Annotated in this window: 21 protein-coding genes and 5 tRNA genes; 5 read left to right on the plus strand and 21 right to left on the minus strand. The window is 41.8% G+C overall.

Annotated features, from left to right (window positions below; genetic code table 11):
• Positions 1-37: 37 nt before the first annotated feature.
• Both gnd and zwf (KFT32_RS07760) read right to left on the minus strand, forming a co-directional pair.
• Positions 38-931 (minus strand): phosphogluconate dehydrogenase (NAD(+)-dependent, decarboxylating), encoded by an 894-nt coding sequence (gene gnd, locus KFT32_RS07755; RefSeq protein ID WP_211746567.1) that lies wholly within the window; start codon positions 929-931, stop codon positions 38-40.
• Between the two features lie 92 nt (positions 932-1,023).
• Entirely contained in the window at positions 1,024-2,478 is a 1,455-nt protein-coding gene (gene zwf, locus KFT32_RS07760; RefSeq protein WP_211746568.1) for a glucose-6-phosphate dehydrogenase, read from the minus strand.
• A 361-nt stretch (positions 2,479-2,839) separates the two neighbouring features.
• Here zwf (KFT32_RS07760) and KFT32_RS07765 point away from each other — a divergent pair, with 361 nt between their 5' ends.
• Positions 2,840-3,166, plus strand: coding sequence for a winged helix-turn-helix transcriptional regulator (locus KFT32_RS07765; RefSeq protein ID WP_211746569.1), 327 nt, complete (start codon positions 2,840-2,842; stop codon positions 3,164-3,166).
• Positions 3,167-3,281: 115 nt separating this feature from the next.
• Here KFT32_RS07765 and KFT32_RS07770 read toward each other — a convergent pair whose 3' ends face one another.
• Positions 3,282-4,193 carry a hypothetical protein gene (locus tag KFT32_RS07770; protein ID WP_211746570.1) on the minus strand — a complete coding sequence of 304 codons (912 nt, stop codon included), beginning with the start codon at positions 4,191-4,193 and terminating at the stop codon, positions 3,282-3,284.
• Positions 4,194-4,314: 121 nt separating this feature from the next.
• Here KFT32_RS07770 and KFT32_RS07775 point away from each other — a divergent pair, with 121 nt between their 5' ends.
• Complete coding sequence (locus KFT32_RS07775; protein WP_211746571.1) at positions 4,315-5,187, plus strand: aminoglycoside 6-adenylyltransferase; 873 nt, start codon at positions 4,315-4,317, stop codon at positions 5,185-5,187.
• 72 nt (positions 5,188-5,259) lie between these two features.
• Here the strand turns inward: KFT32_RS07775 and KFT32_RS07780 are convergent, their stop codons facing one another.
• The 4 genes from KFT32_RS07780 to KFT32_RS07795 all read right to left on the minus strand — a co-directional run bounded on the left by KFT32_RS07780 (position 5,260) and on the right by KFT32_RS07795 (position 9,238).
• Positions 5,260-6,141, minus strand: coding sequence for a DUF1002 domain-containing protein (locus tag KFT32_RS07780; RefSeq protein WP_211746572.1), 882 nt, complete (start codon positions 6,139-6,141; stop codon positions 5,260-5,262).
• Between the two features lie 356 nt (positions 6,142-6,497).
• Positions 6,498-7,481 carry a diguanylate cyclase gene (locus tag KFT32_RS07785; protein WP_211746573.1) on the minus strand — a complete coding sequence of 328 codons (984 nt, stop codon included), beginning with the start codon at positions 7,479-7,481 and terminating at the stop codon, positions 6,498-6,500.
• Between the two features lie 238 nt (positions 7,482-7,719).
• Positions 7,720-8,508 (minus strand): TrmH family RNA methyltransferase, encoded by a 789-nt coding sequence (locus tag KFT32_RS07790; protein WP_211746574.1) that lies wholly within the window; start codon positions 8,506-8,508, stop codon positions 7,720-7,722.
• 37 nt (positions 8,509-8,545) lie between these two features.
• Complete coding sequence (locus tag KFT32_RS07795; protein ID WP_211746575.1) at positions 8,546-9,238, minus strand: potassium channel family protein; 693 nt, start codon at positions 9,236-9,238, stop codon at positions 8,546-8,548.
• Between the two features lie 101 nt (positions 9,239-9,339).
• Between KFT32_RS07795 and KFT32_RS07800 the strand changes: the two genes are divergently transcribed.
• A complete protein-coding gene (locus tag KFT32_RS07800) occupies positions 9,340-9,573 on the plus strand; it encodes a small acid-soluble spore protein SspI (protein WP_211746576.1) in 234 nt (77 codons plus the stop codon).
• A gap of 121 nt (positions 9,574-9,694) precedes the next feature.
• On the opposite strand, the gene KFT32_RS07805 is transcribed toward KFT32_RS07800, so the two are convergent.
• Positions 9,695-11,278, minus strand: coding sequence for a peptide chain release factor 3 (locus tag KFT32_RS07805; RefSeq protein ID WP_211746577.1), 1,584 nt, complete (start codon positions 11,276-11,278; stop codon positions 9,695-9,697).
• 361 nt (positions 11,279-11,639) lie between these two features.
• Here KFT32_RS07805 and KFT32_RS07810 point away from each other — a divergent pair, with 361 nt between their 5' ends.
• Positions 11,640-12,512, plus strand: coding sequence for an SDR family oxidoreductase (locus tag KFT32_RS07810; protein ID WP_211746578.1), 873 nt, complete (start codon positions 11,640-11,642; stop codon positions 12,510-12,512).
• Between the two features lie 63 nt (positions 12,513-12,575).
• On the opposite strand, the gene zwf (KFT32_RS07815) is transcribed toward KFT32_RS07810, so the two are convergent.
• A complete protein-coding gene (gene zwf, locus KFT32_RS07815; RefSeq protein ID WP_211746579.1) occupies positions 12,576-14,132 on the minus strand; it encodes a glucose-6-phosphate dehydrogenase in 1,557 nt (518 codons plus the stop codon).
• A gap of 346 nt (positions 14,133-14,478) precedes the next feature.
• Here zwf (KFT32_RS07815) and KFT32_RS07820 point away from each other — a divergent pair, with 346 nt between their 5' ends.
• Positions 14,479-14,844 (plus strand): hypothetical protein, encoded by a 366-nt coding sequence (locus KFT32_RS07820; protein WP_211746580.1) that lies wholly within the window; start codon positions 14,479-14,481, stop codon positions 14,842-14,844.
• Positions 14,845-14,939: 95 nt separating this feature from the next.
• Here KFT32_RS07820 and KFT32_RS07825 read toward each other — a convergent pair whose 3' ends face one another.
• From KFT32_RS07825 to KFT32_RS07880, 12 genes are all read right to left on the minus strand, one after another.
• The gene (locus KFT32_RS07825) at positions 14,940-15,584 is read right to left on the minus strand and encodes a response regulator (protein WP_211746605.1); all 645 of its coding nucleotides are present in this window, start codon (positions 15,582-15,584) and stop codon (positions 14,940-14,942) included.
• 4 nt (positions 15,585-15,588) lie between these two features.
• Positions 15,589-16,656 (minus strand): sensor histidine kinase, encoded by a 1,068-nt coding sequence (locus KFT32_RS07830; RefSeq protein ID WP_211746581.1) that lies wholly within the window; start codon positions 16,654-16,656, stop codon positions 15,589-15,591.
• Between the two features lie 26 nt (positions 16,657-16,682).
• A complete protein-coding gene (liaF, locus tag KFT32_RS07835) occupies positions 16,683-17,330 on the minus strand; it encodes a cell wall-active antibiotics response protein LiaF (RefSeq protein WP_211746582.1) in 648 nt (215 codons plus the stop codon).
• A gap of 207 nt (positions 17,331-17,537) precedes the next feature.
• Positions 17,538-18,236 carry a PspA/IM30 family protein gene (locus tag KFT32_RS07840; RefSeq protein WP_211746583.1) on the minus strand — a complete coding sequence of 233 codons (699 nt, stop codon included), beginning with the start codon at positions 18,234-18,236 and terminating at the stop codon, positions 17,538-17,540.
• Between the two features lies 1 nt (position 18,237).
• Positions 18,238-18,702, minus strand: a complete 465-nt coding sequence (locus KFT32_RS07845) for a PspC domain-containing protein (protein WP_211746584.1) — start codon at positions 18,700-18,702, stop codon at positions 18,238-18,240.
• A gap of 6 nt (positions 18,703-18,708) precedes the next feature.
• A complete protein-coding gene (locus tag KFT32_RS07850) occupies positions 18,709-19,380 on the minus strand; it encodes a PspA/IM30 family protein (RefSeq protein WP_211746585.1) in 672 nt (223 codons plus the stop codon).
• 36 nt (positions 19,381-19,416) lie between these two features.
• Positions 19,417-19,731 carry a LiaF transmembrane domain-containing protein gene (locus KFT32_RS07855; RefSeq protein WP_211746586.1) on the minus strand — a complete coding sequence of 105 codons (315 nt, stop codon included), beginning with the start codon at positions 19,729-19,731 and terminating at the stop codon, positions 19,417-19,419.
• Positions 19,732-20,117: 386 nt separating this feature from the next.
• Positions 20,118-20,197: transfer RNA gene (locus KFT32_RS07860), tRNA-Leu, on the minus strand.
• Between the two features lie 13 nt (positions 20,198-20,210).
• Positions 20,211-20,284, minus strand: a tRNA-Arg gene (locus KFT32_RS07865).
• A gap of 10 nt (positions 20,285-20,294) precedes the next feature.
• Positions 20,295-20,380, minus strand: a tRNA-Leu gene (locus tag KFT32_RS07870).
• Between the two features lie 12 nt (positions 20,381-20,392).
• Positions 20,393-20,466: transfer RNA gene (locus tag KFT32_RS07875), tRNA-Cys, on the minus strand.
• Positions 20,467-20,475: 9 nt separating this feature from the next.
• A tRNA-Gly gene (locus tag KFT32_RS07880) sits at positions 20,476-20,550 on the minus strand.
• Positions 20,551-20,609 lie beyond the last annotated feature (59 nt).

A 20,609-nucleotide genomic window follows, 5' to 3' on the forward strand; every position in this document is an offset into this window, starting at 1 on the left:
CCCGAAGGAATTCTCTTCTCAAATAAAATTGTTATTGTTATTTCTTCTCAACAGCGTGTCCGCCAAATTCGTTACGTAGTGCAGCTACCACTTTACCTGTAAAGGTATCATTCTCAAGGGAACGGTAACGCATAAGAAGAGAAAGCGCGATAACCGGAGTAGCCGCCTGCAAATCAAATGCAGTCTCGACTGTCCATTTGCCTTCACCAGAAGAATGCATAACCCCGCGAATTTCATCCAGGTTAGAATCTTTAGAGAAAGCACGCTCTGTAAGTTCCATCAGCCAAGAACGAATAACAGAACCATTGTTCCATACACGAGCTACTTTTTCATAGTCAAAGTCATAGTCACTTTTCTCAAGGACTTCAAACCCTTCCCCAATAGAAGCCATCATACCGTACTCAATTCCGTTGTGAACCATTTTTAAGAAGTGACCGCTACCTGCTTTGCCTGCATATAGATATCCGTTCTCCACAGATGTATCTTTAAATACCGGTTCTACAATACTCCAAGCTTCTTCGTCTCCACCGATCATATAACATGCACCGTTACGCGCACCTTCCATACCACCAGAAGTACCTACGTCCATAAAATGTATGCCATGTTCTTTCAGCTCTTCGTAACGACGAATGGACTCTTTGTAGTGAGAATTTCCTGCTTCAATAACAATATCACCCTTAGATAAAAACGGGATCAGGTCAGCAATTACACCATCAACTACGGAGTGAGGAACCATGATCCAAAGGACCCTTGGCGTCTCCATGGAGTCGACCATCTCTTTATAAGAAGCAACGCCTGTTGCGCCGTAGTCTTTCATCTCCGAAACTGCACTTTCATTCAAATCATAAGCAACCACTTCATGCTTGTGATCAATCAGATTTCTCCCTAGATTAAGTCCCATTTTTCCTAAGCCAATAAGTCCTACTTTCATGTTGTAATTGCCTCCTAATTTATGCTCTCTATATATGAATCAGCTAATACAGCTGTATAACGCCTAACGCCTACTACTTAACGATCAAACTCTTAATGCCACTCATTTCCATCTTGAGCAAGTAGTTCTAGTGCAGCTTCTGGACCTTCCGTACCGGCTTCATAATAATGAAGAGGTACTTCATTTGCAGTAAATGCCTCAAGAATAGGCTGTACCCATTTCCAGGACAACTCTACTTCATCCCAGTGTGCAAAGAATGTCGCATCTCCACGCAAAGCATCAAAAATTAGATTTTCGTAAGCTTCAGGTACATTATCATAAGAAGAGGTATAGCTCAGCTCCATAGGTTCAATCGTATCGTGATGCATCGGACTTTTCGCATTTAATTGAATTCGCATTCCCTCTTTTGGCCCGATATCGATAATAAGCAGGTTTGCACCCAGATTATCATCGGCAGGAACTCCCGTGTTCAGCGGTTTTTTAAACTCGACTACGATGCGTGTAGATTTCTCTTTAAGTCGTTTCCCCGTACGAACATAGAAAGGAACTTCTTTCCAGAACGGATCATCAAGGTACACACGTGCTGCAAAATACGTATCATTCTTAGAAGTAGATTCAATACCGGGCTCATCAAGATAAGACACAACTGGCTTCCCTTGAAGCTCCCCTGCGCGATACTGAGCACGGACAATGTTCTTGTTAAGCTCCTCTTTCAAAAGTGGACTCATTGCCTCTGCTGTATTTTTTTTCTTGAAGCGAATCTCTTCTGGAGTTGATTTCTTCGGCAGATGCAGGGCAATCATCATCAGCAATTGCAACATATGATTCTGGAACATATCACGAACTGCGCCCGTTTGATCATAATAAGCAGCTCGTTCTTCCACCCCAACTGTTTCACTCGCAGTAATCTGGATATTGGAAATAAAGTGATTCCCCCACAGTGCTTGAATAACAGGGTTAGTTGCACTAAGTACTTCCATATTCTGAACCATAGGTTTACCAAGGAAGTGATCGATCCGGTAAATTTCTTCTTCTGCAAAAGTATTACTTAGCTTCTCATTCAGACGACGTGCTGAACTGAGATCATGTCCGAAAGGTTTTTCTATAATAAGCCGTTTCCAACCACTGCCTGAACCCAAACCGCTATTCTTAATATTCTCAGCGATCGGCTCAAAAAATTCCGGCGCTACTGACAAGTAGAACATCCGGTTCTGTGGAATACCAAGCTCTTGTTCACGACGTTCAACAACGTCAAGTAATTTGTTGTAATCTTCAATATTTTTATTATTTAAAGATGTGTAGCGAAACGCACCTAGGAAATCGCGAACCTTAGCAGCATCTTCAGGTGAACGGCGAGAAAAAGTATTTAATGAATCCTCTACTCTTGCCTGAAACTCACTATCGGATACTTCCTTTCTTCCAAGACCAATCACCGAAAAAGCTTTCGGCATTTTCTGATCAACATATAAATTATAAAGTGCTGGATATATCTTTCTTTTGGCTAGATCGCCTGTAGCCCCGAACAGGACAAATGTCATTGCTTCCATGCGTATTGCCTCCTGATATCTACTCTATATTGTGCGACATTAGCATGCGAAGAATGCTTACTGTACATTCTGTCTATACATAACATCGGATATAGAATACTGAAAGAATCAGATTCTATATTCATTAATTTTAGGTTATTAAATGTAACCAATTAAGATTATGTAACCATAATACACCCATCCGACAACATTCGTCAATAAAAAATGTCTAATCTGTGAACATTAAATATAACCTGTAATGATAGCGCTTTCTATGCTATTCTATAACTAATACTAATAAATATTTCAAAAAAACGAGACATAGTCCATTGCAATCCGTAGTTACTTATAGTAATCGTGCTTACAGGAAGGGGGCCTTACAATGGATGATAATTCCATGCCAAGTTACTTGGAGATGTGTGAAAAAGTGTCCCGTTCGTATCAGATTATTGGACGTAAATGGGTTGCACCTATTATTCATACCTTGATGGAGGAACCCAAGCGATTTAGTGAAATCCATGCCGTGATACCCGATTTAAGTAAACGTGTACTGGGAGAACGTATGAAAGAACTAGAAGAAGAGGGCATTATCCTTCGCAATGTCATTGCAGATCGTCCGGTTAGAACTGAGTATTCCTTAACGCGAAAAGGAACCGAACTGGCCAGAGCATTAAATGCCGTTGGGCGCTGGGCTAAAGAATGGTTGTAAACATCAGTAAAGATTTCAAAACAAAAACCAAACCAAACAATACAATACAAAAGCCTTCCAATCTCCGTTAGTGTAATGGATTTGGAAGGTTCTTGTGTTGTTTGTTGATATCAATTTAATTCTCAGGAACAAGCCCCTGAATTTCTTTGTAAGTCAGACCTGCCGGCGACTCCGCAGAGTACTCCTGTGAAGGCTGATACCCTTCCTCTTTCCACTGTCTTGTTACTTTAGGACTGATTAATGTATTTGGCAAAAGCTGCAGAGAATTCCCATTCCCCTTCGTGTCAGCTGCTAGTTTCGCTTTGGCTTCCGAAATGTTAGCCACTTTATCGAGAGCAATACTATATTGGTAGTGATAACTATTGTTGTCTTGGGAATATGCATAGTAGCTGCGGTGAAGGATGCTGACATCGGGGTTATCAGGATCATCGTTCTCTAGATATTCATCAAGCAAAATATGATAAGTAACACCAGATATAGATTGATAAGGCCCTTGTTCAATCCATTGGTCAAATTGTGGTGTTACCTCATCACCATTGTCCCTTACTTTATAAGAACGCACCTCTTTCTTAGTATGCACCTGAAGATAAACCTCGCTGTTCTCTTTGTCATAACTAATAAGCACCGTCTCACGATCCGAAAGATGTATTGTCATCTGCAGACTCATCTCAGTATTAAGCTGTTGTATAGAAATCGTTTCTCTAGGATCTACCTGGCTGTACCACATGAGGATGGAGTTTGTATCTTCTTCGGAGAGTTCTGTCATCATTCCCATATCTTCTTCATTCACCACGTCTTTGTCGTAGTCAATATAATCTAAAGTCACCTTGTTCCCAATCATCGCCTTTGGCAAAAAAACAGGATCTGCGTTTCCTGAAGGTGCATTTTCCTCAGAAATGATTTGTACCGTATCGCCATGTGGTTTCTGATGACCTTCCAAATCTGAAGTTCTACTCGTACAGGCTGTAAGAAACACGATACTTATGCTTATACCTATTCTTGCGAATCTTATCCACCTTGCTCTCATTCCCTTTCCCCCTATAACAACGCTTTTTGCCCTTAGCAACAGACAATCCATCAAAGTGGTATGATGAACTTATACACTTAAAAGATTCTGGTTCCTAACTTTAACAAAGGAGTTATTTGTGATGAGAACAGAACAGCAAATGATCGACCTCATCTTGTCCGTTGCCAATAAAGATGAGCGGGTTCGTGCAGTAGCCATGAATGGATCCCGTACGAACCCTAACGTTCCAAAAGATCCTTTTCAAGATTATGATATCGTATTCCTTGTTACCGATCTGAATTCGTTTATAACCAATCCAGACTGGGTCCAAGTATTTGGTGAACAAATCATAATGCAAACTCCTGAAAACATGTCTTTGTTCCCTCCCGGACTCGGAGGTAGATTCACCTATCTGATGTTATTCACAGACGGTAACCGTATTGATCTCATGCTAATCCCTACTGCGGAAAAAGAAACATATTGCCGGGAAGATAAGTTAACACGTATTTTGCTAGATAAGGATAGCTCTCTTCCCGATCTTCCGGCCCCCTCTGATGAGGATTATTGTGTAAAGCCGCCAACGGCTGCCCATTATGCTGACTGCTGCAGTGAGTTCTGGTGGGTATCCACTTACGTAGCCAAAGGGTTATGGAGACAAGAATTACTTTATGCACTAGAACATCTGAACGGTCCTGTGAGATCTATGCTAATGCAAATGCTGAACTGGCGAGTTGGTCTTGAGAATCATACTGCGGTAAACACAGGAAAGTCTCATAAATATTTGCAGTCCTATCTGAGTAAAGACACATGGGACATGGTCTTATCTACTTTTCCTAAAGCAACCTATCACGAGACTTGGAGAGCGCTTTTTACAATGGTGGAACTGTTCCGTGAGACAGCACTTATGGTTGGAGGGCATTACCGCTTTCTATATAACCATGAAGAAGACAGTAAAGTTTTACACTACTTGCAGCATGTGAATCAGCTTCCGAAGGATGCTAAGGAGATTTATTAACTTTTCTTCATAAAAAAAACCGGAGAACGTGAAATAATGATCATTTCAACGTTACTCCGGGGTTACCAATTTTTACGAGAACCAACCTTTTATGATATCAATTAGTCCAACAAAGAAATTTTTGATGCTAGCAATGATCCCTTGACCTTGCTCCGATTCAATAAAATCAGTAAATTGCTGCTTCGCTTTGTCCAGTTGATCTCCAACCGCATTCCAGTTAATGTTGGCATCCTTCATGTTCATAAAAAGGTCTACCAGCCCACTCAGTTGTGCTTCTGGTATTGCAATATTTAAATTACTTGCCGTATCTTCAACCAGTGTTTGCATCGCTTCTCTTGTTTGAGGTTGTTTCTCTGCGAGCTGTTCTTTGATATTCGTCATGAGGGTTGTTGTTTCTTCCACCCCGATGGAGTCTGAAAGTTTGGCAGTTTTAACAATTTCCTCATTGGCTACTTGCTTTTGTTCTTCAGGAATCTTAGTGTCAGTTGTCGTTTCGTAAGCTTTAATAATTCCGGTTAGAGCTGCAGTACCTGATACGTCAAAAGGAGCTGTGATCGTAACATGTGCATCCTTTACTCCTGCAGTGATCATTGCATTCAGGTACATATCATTCGTTACCCAGTTAATATGATTCGTAGTTACAGACAGACCACTTCCAGGCTTGCCGATGACGATTTTTGCAGAACTAAGTGCCCTGCTACCGATTTGTGCTTTGGACAAATAGTTGCCTAGATATTTATGTTCCTCTTGGTTTGTAACCTTAAGTTCTGTAGCATTATTTGGCGCTTCAAGATCAGCCAATACTTTTACTTTTTGGTCATTCGTTAAGTCTTCCCCTAAAATAACGATGACATCTCCCTCAGCTGCATCGGCATAAACTGCTTTTGGACTGCATAACACAACAACCAAGAACACCGACAACACGAGAGCTGTCCATTTGCGAAGATTGTTCATTTTGACTCTCCTTTTTTACATACGTAATCATAGTTTTCTTACATGTCAGAGTTACAATAAACAGGGGTGTTTCTCTCTCTATCTATGATCTATATATAATCCCCGTTCCCTATAGTATATCATGGTTCATAGAACCTCTGCCTTAAGGGAGGATTAGGGTTGCCATACTCCTAGTAAGATGCTGCGTCCTTTAACATCCACTTTATCTCCAATTGCATTCCCACGAAGACTACCCCACATAATAATTTCTAATGTTCCCTTGTTATAAAGACGTAACAGAAGTATGTAAAGTTCCATGTATCTGAGCCTAATCTACACGGTAATACTCAAATCTTTTCATATTAGATCTAAGATTCCTAACTGTTATGTATTGCTCCCTCCTTCCAACGTTTCTTCCTCTCATACATTTTTCTATCTGCTTCTATAAACAAACTGTCCATCTTTCCAATAGACTGCTCATTCCACGCATAATCGATCGACATTTGTATTCTCACGTCTGTAGAATCTTTGTTATAACTCGATATATCTGTTTGAATGCTTTGGATCATTTCCTGAGCCATAAGCATTGTTGTATTTATTAATAAGATGGCAAACTCATCGCCACCAATTCTGGAGACGATCACACTGTCTGTAGAATATGTATTTAACAGATTAGAAGAAACCTTAATTAGATGATCTCCCTTTTTATGTCCATAATGATCATTGTAATATTTCAGTTCATCCAGATCTGCAATCACAATGGCGATGGGGATATTTTCGCTCTCGTTGAATGTATCCATGAGTCCTTCAAAATAATCACGATTGTATAAACCTGTTAATCGGTCATGTGTTAAGCGATACTTCAATTCCTCTTCGAGCTGTCTCTTCTCAGTAATGTCTCGTAAGATACCTTGTATGGCAACTAGTTCTCCATTAAGATACACAGGGGTTGTATACTCTTCAAAAAGTGTATATCGACCTTCTTGCATCGCTTCTTCCCCCATAGCAATTCGATAAATAATCGACTGATTATAGTCTACTTCTCCCCTTACCTTCTTCATAAGCATTTCGGTATCATCAGGATGAACACGCTCAAAGGCCATCTCCGGATGATCATATACCAGCTTTCCTTTTTCCTCACCAAAGGTAACCTCAAATGGAGGATTAGCGTACCGATATCTCCACTTCGGTTTTAATTCAAAATAATAAAATCCATCCCTTGTATTTTCGACTAATCCGATTAACCTTCTTTCACCTTCTGAGAATATTTCATTTTTCCTATCCCTTACATTTTTATTGCGTAAACAAAGGATACAGACGATGACCATACTAGAAATGAAGCCAAAAATATATGAAATCACGGATATACCACTTCTCCCAGTTAACTGTCTATGCGTGTTTCCTTATTTTACCACGTTTATTAAACTATCTAAAGGGAGCAGTTCCCACCGGTTCGGTATAACAGATGCATTTATTTTCGGTATTTGACCACTACTTTACAGAATAAATAGAAAAAAAGAGAAAGATCACTAGGCTCAGCGTTCATTCTGCTGCCCAGTATCTTCCTCTTTCATTTGAATTAATCTATTCATTCATTGGTTAAAAGTGTCGCTGCCTCATCGCTTCAAACAAGAGCACCGTTGCCGCCATCGCTGCATTAAGCGACTCAGCCTGTCCCTTACTTGGGATAATGACAGCATCATCAACGAGTCTGCTCACTTCGTCAGATACGCCGCTTCCCTCATTTCCGATTACGAGCCAGCGTGATCCTTTAAAATCATAAGAGTAACATGAGTGTTCCGCAGTCAGTGAAGTACTCACCAAAGTGACACCCGCTTGTTTTGCCGCAGGTAGAACTTCACTAAGATCCGCCTCCACTACAGGAAGATGAAAGAACGATCCCATAGTTGACCTGATCGTCTTGGGATTGTATACATCCGCGCTGCCGCGTCCTAGAATAACTCCATCTGCTCCCGCTGCGTCAGCACTTCGAATGATCGTACCTACATTTCCAGGGTCCTGTAGACGGTCAAGTACAATAACGAGGCTATCCGGCTTAACTAATAGTTCATCCACTTGTTTCTCATCCTTGCGAATAACAGCAAATACGGCTTGTGGAGTCACCGTGTCTGTACATTTTGCAATCACTGCTGCAGATACCGCAATCCATTCTACAGTTGACGCTGTACGAGGATATGCGCCAAGCTCGCTAGGAATTCCTTTATCCATATCGTAGGCAATACATTCTATCATAGCGCCATGCTCAAGTGCTTCCTGCACTAAATGCACACCTTCAATTATGTATTTCCCTTGTCTTGTCCGATGCTTCTTCTCGAGAAGCTGAGCCCAATCCTTTACACGAGGGTTGTGCACAGAAGCAATTTCCATATTCAATTCCCTTCTTTATATGTTTCACTAGTTCATATTATTTTGAGTAAGCCAGCTCCATTTTGCTAAGATCATCCTTATGACCCACAATAATGAGAACATCGTCTGGATGTATGCTATCTTCGGCATACGGTGAAATGTTCATATGCGTACCTCGCCGGATCGCAATTACATTGCATCCATAGTGAGCACGAATATTAAGCTGCTTCAGATTTTGACCTACGATGTTTGAGGAAGCCTTCATCTCCAGAATGCTATATTCATCAGATAGTTCGATGTAATCTAAAATGTTAGGTGAGGCTAGATGATGAGCTACTCTCATCCCCATGTCCCTCTCCGGATAAACCACTTTATCTGCACCGATTTTCTCAAGTACCTTGCCGTGAAGTTCCGTTTTTGCTTTTACGACAAGAGTAGTAATCCCCATATCTTTTAGGATTAGCGTTGTAAGAATGCTTGCCTGAATATCTTCACCAATTGATACAACCACAACATCAAAATTACGTATCCCAAGCGCTCGAAGCGCTTCTTCATCAGTGGAATCAGCAGAAACCGCGTGGGTCACTACATCTGATATTTCCTGTGTTCTTTGCTCATCCCGATCAATGGCGAGCACATCAAAACCCATTTCGCTAAGCACGCTCGCGACACTGGATCCGAAGCGGCCCATACCGATGACGGCATATTGCTTCTTGGCCATAATAGAGTTACCTCCTGCGGTGCATTTCATCCTATGTAGTATATCACAATGTATGAAAAACTTGAATGTAAGCGAGATGAGCGGGGAACAGTATAGAAGCAGGAAAAGACTGAATTTGGAGGGACAAGCGAATGCCAATCGTTATGGATTTGCGTCAAGCCATTGTTCATAAGGTTCACGGCAAAACCGATCAAGAGCTCAAAGAAATGATCGAAGGTTCAGTTGATGGTCCGGAAGCTGCGCTACCGGGACTTGGATCTATTTTCGAAATGATCTGGAAAGAGCTCCCTTCAGACAAGCAGAATGAATTGGTTAAAGTAGCTCAATCTCATCTAAAAACCGTTCAGCCTGTGCCGTTAACCTAAGTTCCATATCTGTTTTTAGACTGCATAAAAATAGATCCCCCCACCCCAGTACAGGGGCGGAGGGATTTATTATATCTAGGGCAACTTCTTAATCCCGCGGCTCTTGCATCACCACGGATGCTTATGGAGCTGTCTCCAGGAACTGTGCTGTTGGATTTTTATCAATAGCCGTTCTCATTGCATATTCGTTCTCGAACAAGACGACGTAGTTATCTTTCTTATCTTTCACAAGTACAGAGTTGATCCGGAATTTACTTGGGTCAATCTTCTCATCAATAATCCAGCGAGCAAACTGGTATGGCATACGCTGGAGCTGAACATCTACCCCGTACTCTGCCTTCATCCGATGCTCAAACACTTCAAATTGCAATTGTCCGACAACCCCAAGAATCGTTTCATCAAAACTTGCAGTACGGAATACCTGAATCGTTCCTTCCTCAGTCAGCTGGTCAATCCCTTTTTGATATTGTTTGTGTTTCAAGGCATTTTTGACCGTTACTTTAGAGAAAATCTCAGGAGAGAACGTCGGCAGCTCATCAAATATAACATCACTGCCTTGACTCAAAGAATCACCAATCCGGAAAATACCTGGATCAAAGAGACCAATAATATCTCCAGGATACGCTTCCTGAACGATGTCACGATCCTGTGCAAGGAATTGCTGAGGCTGTGATAGTTTAATTTCTTTGCCTGCCCGTACATGTCTGACACTCATTCCACGTTCGAATTTACCCGATACAATTCGAAGGAAAGCAACACGGTCGCGGTGAGCTGGGTTCATATTCGCCTGAATCTTAAATACATACCCACTGAATTTCTCATTTGTCGGCTCTACAATACCTTCGGTACTGCGACGTGGTTCTGGCTTAGGTGCAAGTTCCAAGAAGTTCTCAAGGAATGTCTGCACACCAAAGTTATTTACCGCACTGCCAAAAAATACTGGAGTCAATTCCCCTTTTAGCACTTTCTCAAAATCAAACGGGTCGCCCGCTACATCAAGAAGCTCTAAATCTTGCTTCAACTGCTCATGCAAAAACTCGCCCGCCATCTCACGAATAACCGGATCTTCATATCCATCTACTTTTTGGACATGAATTTTTGAATGGTCATCTCCTTGGAATAGCTCAACCTGATTTTTCATCCGGTCATACACTCCGCACAGTTCACGTCCCATACCGATCGGCCAGTTCATGGGTACGGAACGAATGCCCAGTACATTCTCCAGCTCTTCCATCAGATCAAATGGACTTTGTCCTTCCCGGTCCAACTTATTAATAAACGTGAAAATAGGAATTCCGCGTTTCGCACACACCTGGAACAATTTAATGGTTTGTGCCTCGACCCCTTTAGCCACGTCAATCAACATGACTGCACTGTCGGCTGCGGTAAGTGTACGATACGTATCTTCACTGAAATCTTGGTGACCAGGTGTATCGAGGATGTTAATACGATGTCCAGCATAATCAAACTGCATAACGGAAGAAGTTACCGAGATCCCCCGCTGCTTCTCAATTTCCATCCAGTCACTTGTCGCATGCTTGCTCGCTTTACGTGCTTTAACCGTACCCGCCAGGCGAATTGCGCCCCCGAACAAAAGCAGCTTTTCTGTTAGTGTTGTTTTCCCGGCATCCGGGTGAGAAATAATCGCAAACGTACGACGTTTGTCGACCTCTTTCTGCAAAGCATGATCTTGTGATTTACTCATTTTGTTTATCCCTCTTAACCTTCAGTAAATTAATAGTACTCTTTTGTGTATTCTTATATTTCATATAGGCTCGTGACATTGGGTACAAAGGCAGTCCTTTGCAAGCTGGGTAACGTAAAATATCTTCAGTAGATCACTCACAAGGGTGCCACCTTCCTTCCGCTCCATGAGCAAATTTTGTTTTCATATGAATGATATATTCCACCATGGTCAACTTTCCTATTGTACCACATTTGATATGTATTTTTACCTCTAATCCCATCAGTATATGTATTAATTTATTGAATAAAGCTTGATTTAAATCAAATGAGACGGGTAAATCTACGATACAACCAATTAGCTAAACGGAGGATGACAACTTATGAATATTTATGAGCAGCAGAAAAATGGAACTCCAAAACAATCCCAAGCGAGTCAGCCAGGTGTTGAATCAGAAATGAATCCACGTCCGATTCAGCCTCTTCAATATAAAGGCAGTGAAAAATTAAAAGGTAAAGTGGCCCTTATTACGGGGGGAGACAGTGGGATCGGGCGTGCAGTTGCTATTGCTTACGCTAAAGAAGGGGCACATGTCGCCATTAACTATCTCTCTGACCAAGAGCACGGAGATGCAGAGGAGACAAAAAAATATATTGAAGCAGAAGGTGTAAAAGCGCTGCTCCTTCCTGGAGATGTATCTGACGAGAGCACATGTAAAGAGATCATTGAGAAAACGGTACAGGAATTGGGACAACTCGATATCCTCGTGAACAATGCAGCTATTCAGTTCGTGGTGGAAGGCATTGAGAATATTACAAGTGAGCAATGGGATAAAACATTCAAAACAAACATCTATTCTGTCTTCTATATGACCAAATATGCAGTACCACATCTTAAGGAAGGCAGTTCTATTATCAGTACTACTTCCGTCAATCCATATGTGGGTAACGAAGTATTCATTGACTACACTTCCACGAAGGGGGCAATCGTTGGGTTTACTCGCAGTATGGCCCAAAGTCTGGCAAAGAAAAACATTCGTGTAAATATGGTTGCACCAGGCCCAATCTGGACTCCTCTAATTCCATCTACCATGGATGAAGAAATGGTATCAAGCTTTGGACAAGATGTACCTATGGGCCGTCCGGGACAACCCGCTGAACACGTAGGTGCATATGTACTGCTTGCTTCTGATGAAGGTTCATACATGACGGGTCAGTGTATCCATGTGAATGGCGGAATGTATATGACTTCCTAATCCTATATAATAGAAAAAGAAGGCAGCTCTCTTAGAGAGCTGCCTCCTTTTTCTATAGTTATACTAATTATTTTTTATCCATACTACATTGTCTTCGTCTTGACCATTAACCGGCCACCAGAAGTATCCATCTTTAGCCAACAGATCTTCTGTTGCTTTCGGTCCCCAGCTTCCTGCCGGATAGGATTCAATATCACCCGGTTGCTTTGCCCATGCTGCAGCAATACGATCCACAAAAGACCATGCAGTTGCAACTTCATCCCAACGAGTAAAGTAAGTGGAGTCACCTTTAGCCGCATCGTGAATAAGACGTTCGTAAGCTTCCGGTGAGTTAATTCCGATCATACAACTCTGACAGAAGTCCATGGCCAGTGGTTCAATCTCAGAATCCGTGCCTGGTTTCTTCGCGTTAATCTTGATGTAGATACCTTCCATCGGATTTACTCGAATCACGAGTAAGTTTGGTTCAAGTTTATACTTTTGTCCCAAATATACATTGTTTGGCATGGATTTAAATTCTACCACGATTTCCGTTGTTTTTACGGGAAGACGTTTACCGGTACGGATATAGAAAGGAACGCCAGCCCAACGGAAATTGTCTACGAAGACACGAGCTGCAAAATAAGTTTCCGTATTGGAGTTAGGATCCACCTTATCCTCTTGACGATATCCAGGCAGCTGTACGCCTCTGACGTCACCTTCCGTGTACTGACCGCGTACCACGTTATCTTTCACATCACTGCTTGTTGCATAAGGACGAAGAGAACGAAGAACTTTTACTTTCTCATCGCGAATATCTTCAGGAAGCAATCTGCTTGGCGGTTCCATCGCAATCATCGTAAGCATTTGCAGCATATGGTTTTGCCCCATGTCCCGAAGTGCTCCTGCTGAATCGTAGTATCCTCCGCGGTCTTCAACGCCTACCGTCTCTCCAAGTGTGATCTGAATATTAGCAATGTGCTTGTTGTTCCACAGAGGTTCAAAGAACGCATTTCCAAAGCGAATTACTTCAATGTTCTGTACCATTTCCTTACCTAGGTAATGATCTATACGGTAAATCTCTTCTTCTCGGAATACTTCGCGTATCTGCTCATTGAGCTTCTCAGCGGAGACCAGATCATATCCAAATGGTTTTTCGATGACAAGTCTGTGCCAGCCCGCACTCTCTAGAAGGCCGCCTTCTTTTAAGTTATAGGACACACTACCGAATAACTCGGGAGCCAGAGCGAGGTAAAACATACGGTTACCAGGAATTGCAAACTTCGTTTCCAACTCTTCGGTTAGGACACTCAGCTCGCGAAAACCATCAACATTATTAATATCCAGAGATTTGTATTCAAAATGCTCTGCAAATGCAGTCCATTCTTCACTTTCTACCTTATCACAGGAATATCGGCAAAACTCCTGAATCGATTTATGTACATCATGACGGAACTCTTCACGCGTACGTGGACGACGTGCAAGACCGACAACTGCGAAGTCTTTTGCTAACTTCCCCTCCCGGTACAAACTGTAAATAGCCGGGAACAGCTTGCGCCGTGCAAGATCGCCTGTCGCACCAAATATAAAAAATACGGCACCAGAAGTCTTGAGAGATTCTACATCCTGAAAAGTATTCATGGCTCCTTCTTTCCCTATATATCATAGATTTTTTTAGTTAATTTATGTTGTATAAAAACCAACCAAGTATCCTTATCTTACACTTACGTCTTCAATATTGAAGCCATTTTAGCACAAGTGTTCCTTGGAAAGCTACGAACTTTCGCTTCTATTCTTTTACTTTTAATAAACATTCATTAAACCTTCACTTTGTTGTTCAAGTATTAATATTCACCGAGTCACGCGCTCTTAATCCCATAACTACACAGTTATTTTCTTTATACTAGTCTATCGTCCAAACCTATTCATCTTTGTAAGAATATAAATATCATGACTACTATCTCATAGAAAATAAAGAGGTGAAAAAATGTATCCTGTAAACCCATTAACACCTGATGTACTGAATCGTCATTGCGGTAAAATGGTTTGTGCAGTAACTAAAGATGGACGCCGTATTGTAGGCAGACTCAAAAGTTGCAATAATTCACACATCTTCGTAGCAGATGAACGCCGCAATCAACAATATCGTCCCTGCAAGGCTTATAAATCAAACGTTCTTGAGACGGGCACAAAAACAGAAACTACAAAAAAGAAAAAGAAACGGAAAACAAATGTGAAGATCAAAGGATTTTACCCCGGCGGTTATGGTGGCTACGGTTACGGCGGCGGTTGGGGAGCTGGATGGGGCTGGGCTTTAGGTCTATCTGCTCTAGCTTTACTGTTCCTTATCTAATCTTTCATAATTATTCATCATAAAAAATAAAAAGGTACGAACACTCTTTTTCTGTCAGATGAAAAATGAGATTCGTACCCTACATATGTGTATATTCATTCTGCTAGTCCATTCTTATAAGCATAGATGGCTGCTTGCGTACGGTCATCTACACCCAGTTTAGCTAAAATGTTCGTCACATGGAACTTCACGGTCTTAATACCAATGATCAGCGTGTCTGCGATATCTTGATTCGATTTCCCCTGAGCAAGTAATCGAAGAACATCCATTTCGCGATCGGTTAAATCTTCATGAGCTTTCATTGGTGCCGGAGGTTGACGAAAACGGTTCATCATTTTGGAAGCAACCTGTGACTCTAGGACAGACTGCCCGCGGTCGGCTGCACGAATGGCGTCTGCAATTTCAGTAGCACGTGATGTTTTCAGTAAGTAACTAAACGCTCCAGCTTCAATGACTGGATACATCTTCTCGTCATCCAGATAGCTGGTAAGTACAATGACTTTACATTCTGGTTGTAATTTAAGCAGTTCTCTTGTCGTTTCAATTCCATCCATTCCATCCATAACAAGATCCATTAGTACCACATCTGGGTTGTATTCCTTCGCAAGCCGAATTCCTTCTTCTCCACTACCTGCTTCACCGATCACTTCAATTCCGTCTTCTGTGTCAAGAACAGCGGCAAGACCGATTCGTACCATTTCATGGTCATCAACCAAGAGTACTTTAATATTGTGTTCCATTGTTTCATCTTCCATAGCCTAACGTTACCTCACTTTCTTCTTCCATTACAGGCACTGTAATTTCTATTCTTGTTCCTTTACCAGGCGCTGTGATCCACAAAATAGAACCACCAATCTCATTAACACGTTCCTGCATGTTCGAGAGCCCATAAGAAGCCTGTTTGCGATCATCCAACTCGAATCCTTCTCCATCGTCTCGAATCACAACCTTAACTGCCTTTTCTTTACGTTGAATTCGAATTTCCATCTTCTCAGCTTTGGCATGCCTTAGTGTGTTAGACATCGCTTCCTGAATAATCCGGAATAGGTGGTTCTCCACCCCTTTGACCAAATGAATGTCATCATCCATTTCGAACAAAATTTCCATAGGCACCTTTGCCTGCAATTCTCTTACCAACTCTTTAAGACCTTGTTCCAAATGTTTGCCTTCTAAATATACAGGACGAAGGTGTAGCAAGAGCGCCCTCATTTCAGATTGTGCAACAGCAGACATTTCTTCGATAAGTGCAACCTGTCTTTGCGCGCGGTCAAAATCTTTTTCTAACGTCCTACCGACTGCAGTTGCAGTCATAGAGATAGCAAAAAGCTGCTGAGATACAGCATCGTGCAGTTCACGAGCTAGTCGCTGCCTTTCCTCCACAATGGCCGAGACTCTGGCTTTCTCCGCAAGTTGTGCATTATTGGTTGATAACCGCTGCAAAGAGCTCACTTGTTCTTCCCACTTTTTACTGATTCGAGAAAGCTGTTCTCCTAAACGTCCAACCTCGTCAGGTCCAAGCTCAGGAACGGACCTCATAACACTTCCTTTTTCCCACTGTAAAAGAGTCTCTCGAAGTGTTTCCAATTTGACTCTGGTTCGGTACGCTTGGATGAAACCATAGCAAGCACCTGCTCCGACTAACAATAATACGAGGGTTGCTCCGGATTGAACCCATCGATCCCATGTCGACCAAGGAGCCAAATAACCATAAGAAGAAAGAATATAAATAATGACAGCTCCGAGCAGCAAAGCAAATAAAATTCCCTGTCCCATGCTGCGTGTTACCATATTTTTTGTCTTTGTGGAATGCATCCGGAACCTCCTCTCTATAAATAATATTACGTTAGTCTTACGTCAAGGTCTCCAATCAAATAAGAAATGACAAATTTTACTTTGAATTCTCTACCAGCGTATCCCGGGGACTGATAAACCATTCTGTTCAATCCACCACTTTTTTGTTCATTACCAAATTGCTGCTTTCCGAATAGAACAATAGCTTCTATTTCTACACCGTAATCCTCGGGTATGGATAAGTCAATATCACCCATCACGCCCTGTAAATAAATTACCGTTTCCTTTTCTTCTGGAAGAGCAAGTGAAAGGTCAGCATGCACTTCTCCAATAACATGCCATATGCTCGTATTCCGCAGTATCCACGGAGCTTGATCCCAGGCATAATTAGACATAAAGTTTTGATTAATTACATACCCTTCTCGTGGCTGTACTTTACGCCCTTTCCAGTAAAATACACCCAGTGAAATTAATGTTACACCTACTACAAAGATTAGATTATCCAGAATGATGATGGCAGTACCCGCCCCCATCAAAGTACGTCCTTTTTTGATAAATCCCGATTGATATTTGTAGTACCCAAAGATAAGTAAGAGCAGTGCAACGATGGTAAAGAAGCTCAGAAAATTCCCAAGCAGTATCATTAAGCCAATCCCTATCGCTAGAATAGCAAAAAACGATTTCCCTCTACTCATTCGTCACACCCCCTTTTTAAGAATGGATTTGGAATAGGGATTCCGATTTCCATCCGTATATGTATTACATAATTCTATAAATGAAAAGTGATGTCCCGTTTCAGAGAACAATGGATTTGCAGTAAAAAGGCCATACGGAAGGGATTACGCTCCGTATGGCTTTTCCACGTTACCTAGGATATCATATCTTGTGTCACTGTGGATAGATTATTCTTTTGGAGCTTCGGAAGTTGTTGCTTTACCATTCAATTTGCTTTTCAAAGCTTCCAATTGCTCATTTACTTTAAATTGTTTCTCTTGCTCCGCAGGATTATCCGTGTAAGTGCTTGAGCTGTAAGGTACACGCATTACATCTGCTTCTGCTTCCAGTTGCATGATTTTCTCTTCCATACGGTGGAATCCTAGAGATGCATTTCCGCTTTCAATGGTGTGTACACTGTTAATTTGAGACATTTGTTTTCTTGCTTTAGCCATTTGTGCACGAGATACCAACTCGTTGCGTTTGTTGCGCATTTTGTAGAATTCATCTTTCATATCATGCAGTTGTTGTACAAGTTCTTTAGCTTGAGATTCGGATTCTGCGTGCAGATTTTGATATTCGGATACTTTTTGATCATAGTAAATTTTCTCTTCCAACAACTTGCGAGCTACTTCCTCCTGACCGTTAACCAGTGCGGATTCTGCTTGTGCCTCACGTTGTCCTCCAAGGCGAACTGCTTCTTCCAAGCGTTGTTTCATACGGCGTTCGTTTGCCATTTGTTTGGCTACAGTAACCTCAGCTTCGCGAATCTCCGCTTCCATATCACGAATGTATTGGTTGAGCATTACGATTGGATCTTCTACTTTATCAAGAACCTCATTTACCGACGCTTTTGTCATATCTTTAATTCTTTTGAATACTCCCATTTTATAATTCTCCCTTCTCATACTTTGATAGTTTTTTACGAAGTTCATCGTTTTCTTTTTTCAATGCTTTTTTCTCGATATCTTCCATCATGGAGTCCAAGTGATCTTCTTTTGGAGCTCCGAATCCTTTATCAAAACGACTCGTGTTAAAACGATTATCTTTAGGAGCCCCATATCCTTGAGATCCATAACCTTGTTGATCAAAACCCGTATGATTAGAGTAACCTCCACCAGGGAAACCACCCATTCCAGGGCCTGGACCATATGGATCATAAGGGGCGAAAGGCTCTTTCGGTACAACTAGTGCAGCAACGAAGTACAGGAAGATCATGATACCCGATGTAAAGAAAATGGTGACGATAAAGATAACACGTAGCAGTGTTGAATCCATACCCAACGTTTGGGACAAACCGCCAAGCAATCCTGTTACTTTTTTATCACGTCTAGAACGATATAGCTTGGTCATGAATAGTTACTCCTTTCCTCCGTTATCAAGCTTCTTTTTGAGCTTCGCGAGCTCTTTTTCAAGTAAGTCTGATACGGAATGCTGTAATGAACTGCGTTCTTGCTCACCTCTGCGGAGATCGCGAAGGCTTCTTGCTTCATATTCTAAATCGGAGACTCGATCCTCAAGTCGTCCAAACATACCCGGAACCTGATTGCCTCCAAATTTACCAGCACGTTCGTTCATACGCTGTTGTAGCTGAATAGTTTGCATACGTGCATAGTAATATTGACGTTTGCTGTAGACCGTTTGGTATTCCGTCTTCAGGTGATCAAGCTGTTCTTCTAGTTCCAACAAAGCATCTCTACTTTGTTCATAAAGCCCGATATACTGATTGTATTTTTCTTCATATAACATCTTTTCCTGCAGAGCCAGTTTAGCAAGGTGATCTTCTTCTGCTTTTAGTGCAAGTAGCGCTTGCTCTTCTCGTTTTGCGATCATGGCGGACGCTTCATCAACCTGCTGCTTCAATTGTCTTGTATGACGTGAATACTGTTGGTGTAGCTTCTCTACCTCACCGATTTCGTTTCTTGTATCCATTAAAAATTGATCAATCATCTTTACAGGATCTTGGCTTTGTTCTAAATGTTCGTTGATTGTAGCAGCGGTAATATCCCGCATACGGCGAAATACGCTCATTCTTTGTTTACCTCCCTTTCCTCTAATCCTTATTCCTTAGTATCGTCTTGCCCCTTTATCTCTCAGCATGGATATACCGAACACGATAAGTCCGATTGCAAGAAGCGGTCCGATCAACCAAGCAAGTTTACTGAGCAAGTAAAGTACCCCAATAATGAGAATGATGTAACCGAAAAGCGCATTCCCTCTTTTGATACCGTAATATCCGATAGCAATCATAATCACCGGAATAAGGTAGCTCATAATAGTCCCTGTAACGAAGCCGAGAAAGGGAATAAATTTACCTAACAGCATTAATGCACCGATGGCAATCAAAATGATGGCCAAATTTTTTCCTTTAGTGTATCTCATAATTTGTTATCACCGCCTTTTCGTTTACTTCGTGTTCCTTATGACTTTATTTTAGGTGATTCAAGTGTTTTTCAAAACGGACCGGGGACGGTTTTTTAACCTAGACTGAGGTCGGGGATAGGACTAGACCCTTTCGCTATCTGGCATTAGGTTCTCTTTGAATTTAGTACTATCTATGGTATAGCACTACTTGATTAGAAAGTAGCCCTCTGAAGAGTTATCAAGCCACGTCCCTCCAATTGTATGAATATCACACTCAGCTTAGCCATCCTTAAATAACTAAGAATTTATTATAAGTTACACCATTTATTCAATAGCCGAAATAAGTGGAGAACAAAAAAAGAGTCATATTACTGAAATTCAGTAATATGACTCTTTTTCATCTATGCCGGTGAAGGGACTCGAACCCCCACGGTTTCCCTCACGATTTTGAGTCGCGCGCGTCTGCCAATTCCGCCACACCGGCTTATTCAATTAAGCGTGCCCTAAGAGATTCGAACTCCTGACCTTTTGATTCGTAGTCAAACGCTCTATCCAGCTGAGCTAAGGGCACAGGCTAGATATGCGGAAGACCAGACTTGAACTGGTACGATAGTCACCTACCGCAGGATTTTAAGTCCTGTGCGTCTGCCGATTCCGCCACTCCCGCTTATGAAAATAATGGAGGCGCCACCCAGATTCGAACTGGGGATAAAGCTTTTGCAGAGCTGTGCCTTACCACTTGGCTATGGCGCCGAAAAAAATTGGAGCGGACGACGGGAATCGAACCCGCGACCCTCGCCTTGGCAAGGCGATGCTCTACCGCTGAGCCACGTCCGCATAAAAATGGCTGGGGATATAGGATTTGAACCTATGCATGACGGAGTCAAAGTCCGTTG

This window comes from Paenibacillus sp. Marseille-Q4541 (assembly GCF_018310695.1).
Lineage (GTDB): Bacteria > Bacillota > Bacilli > Paenibacillales > Paenibacillaceae > Paenibacillus.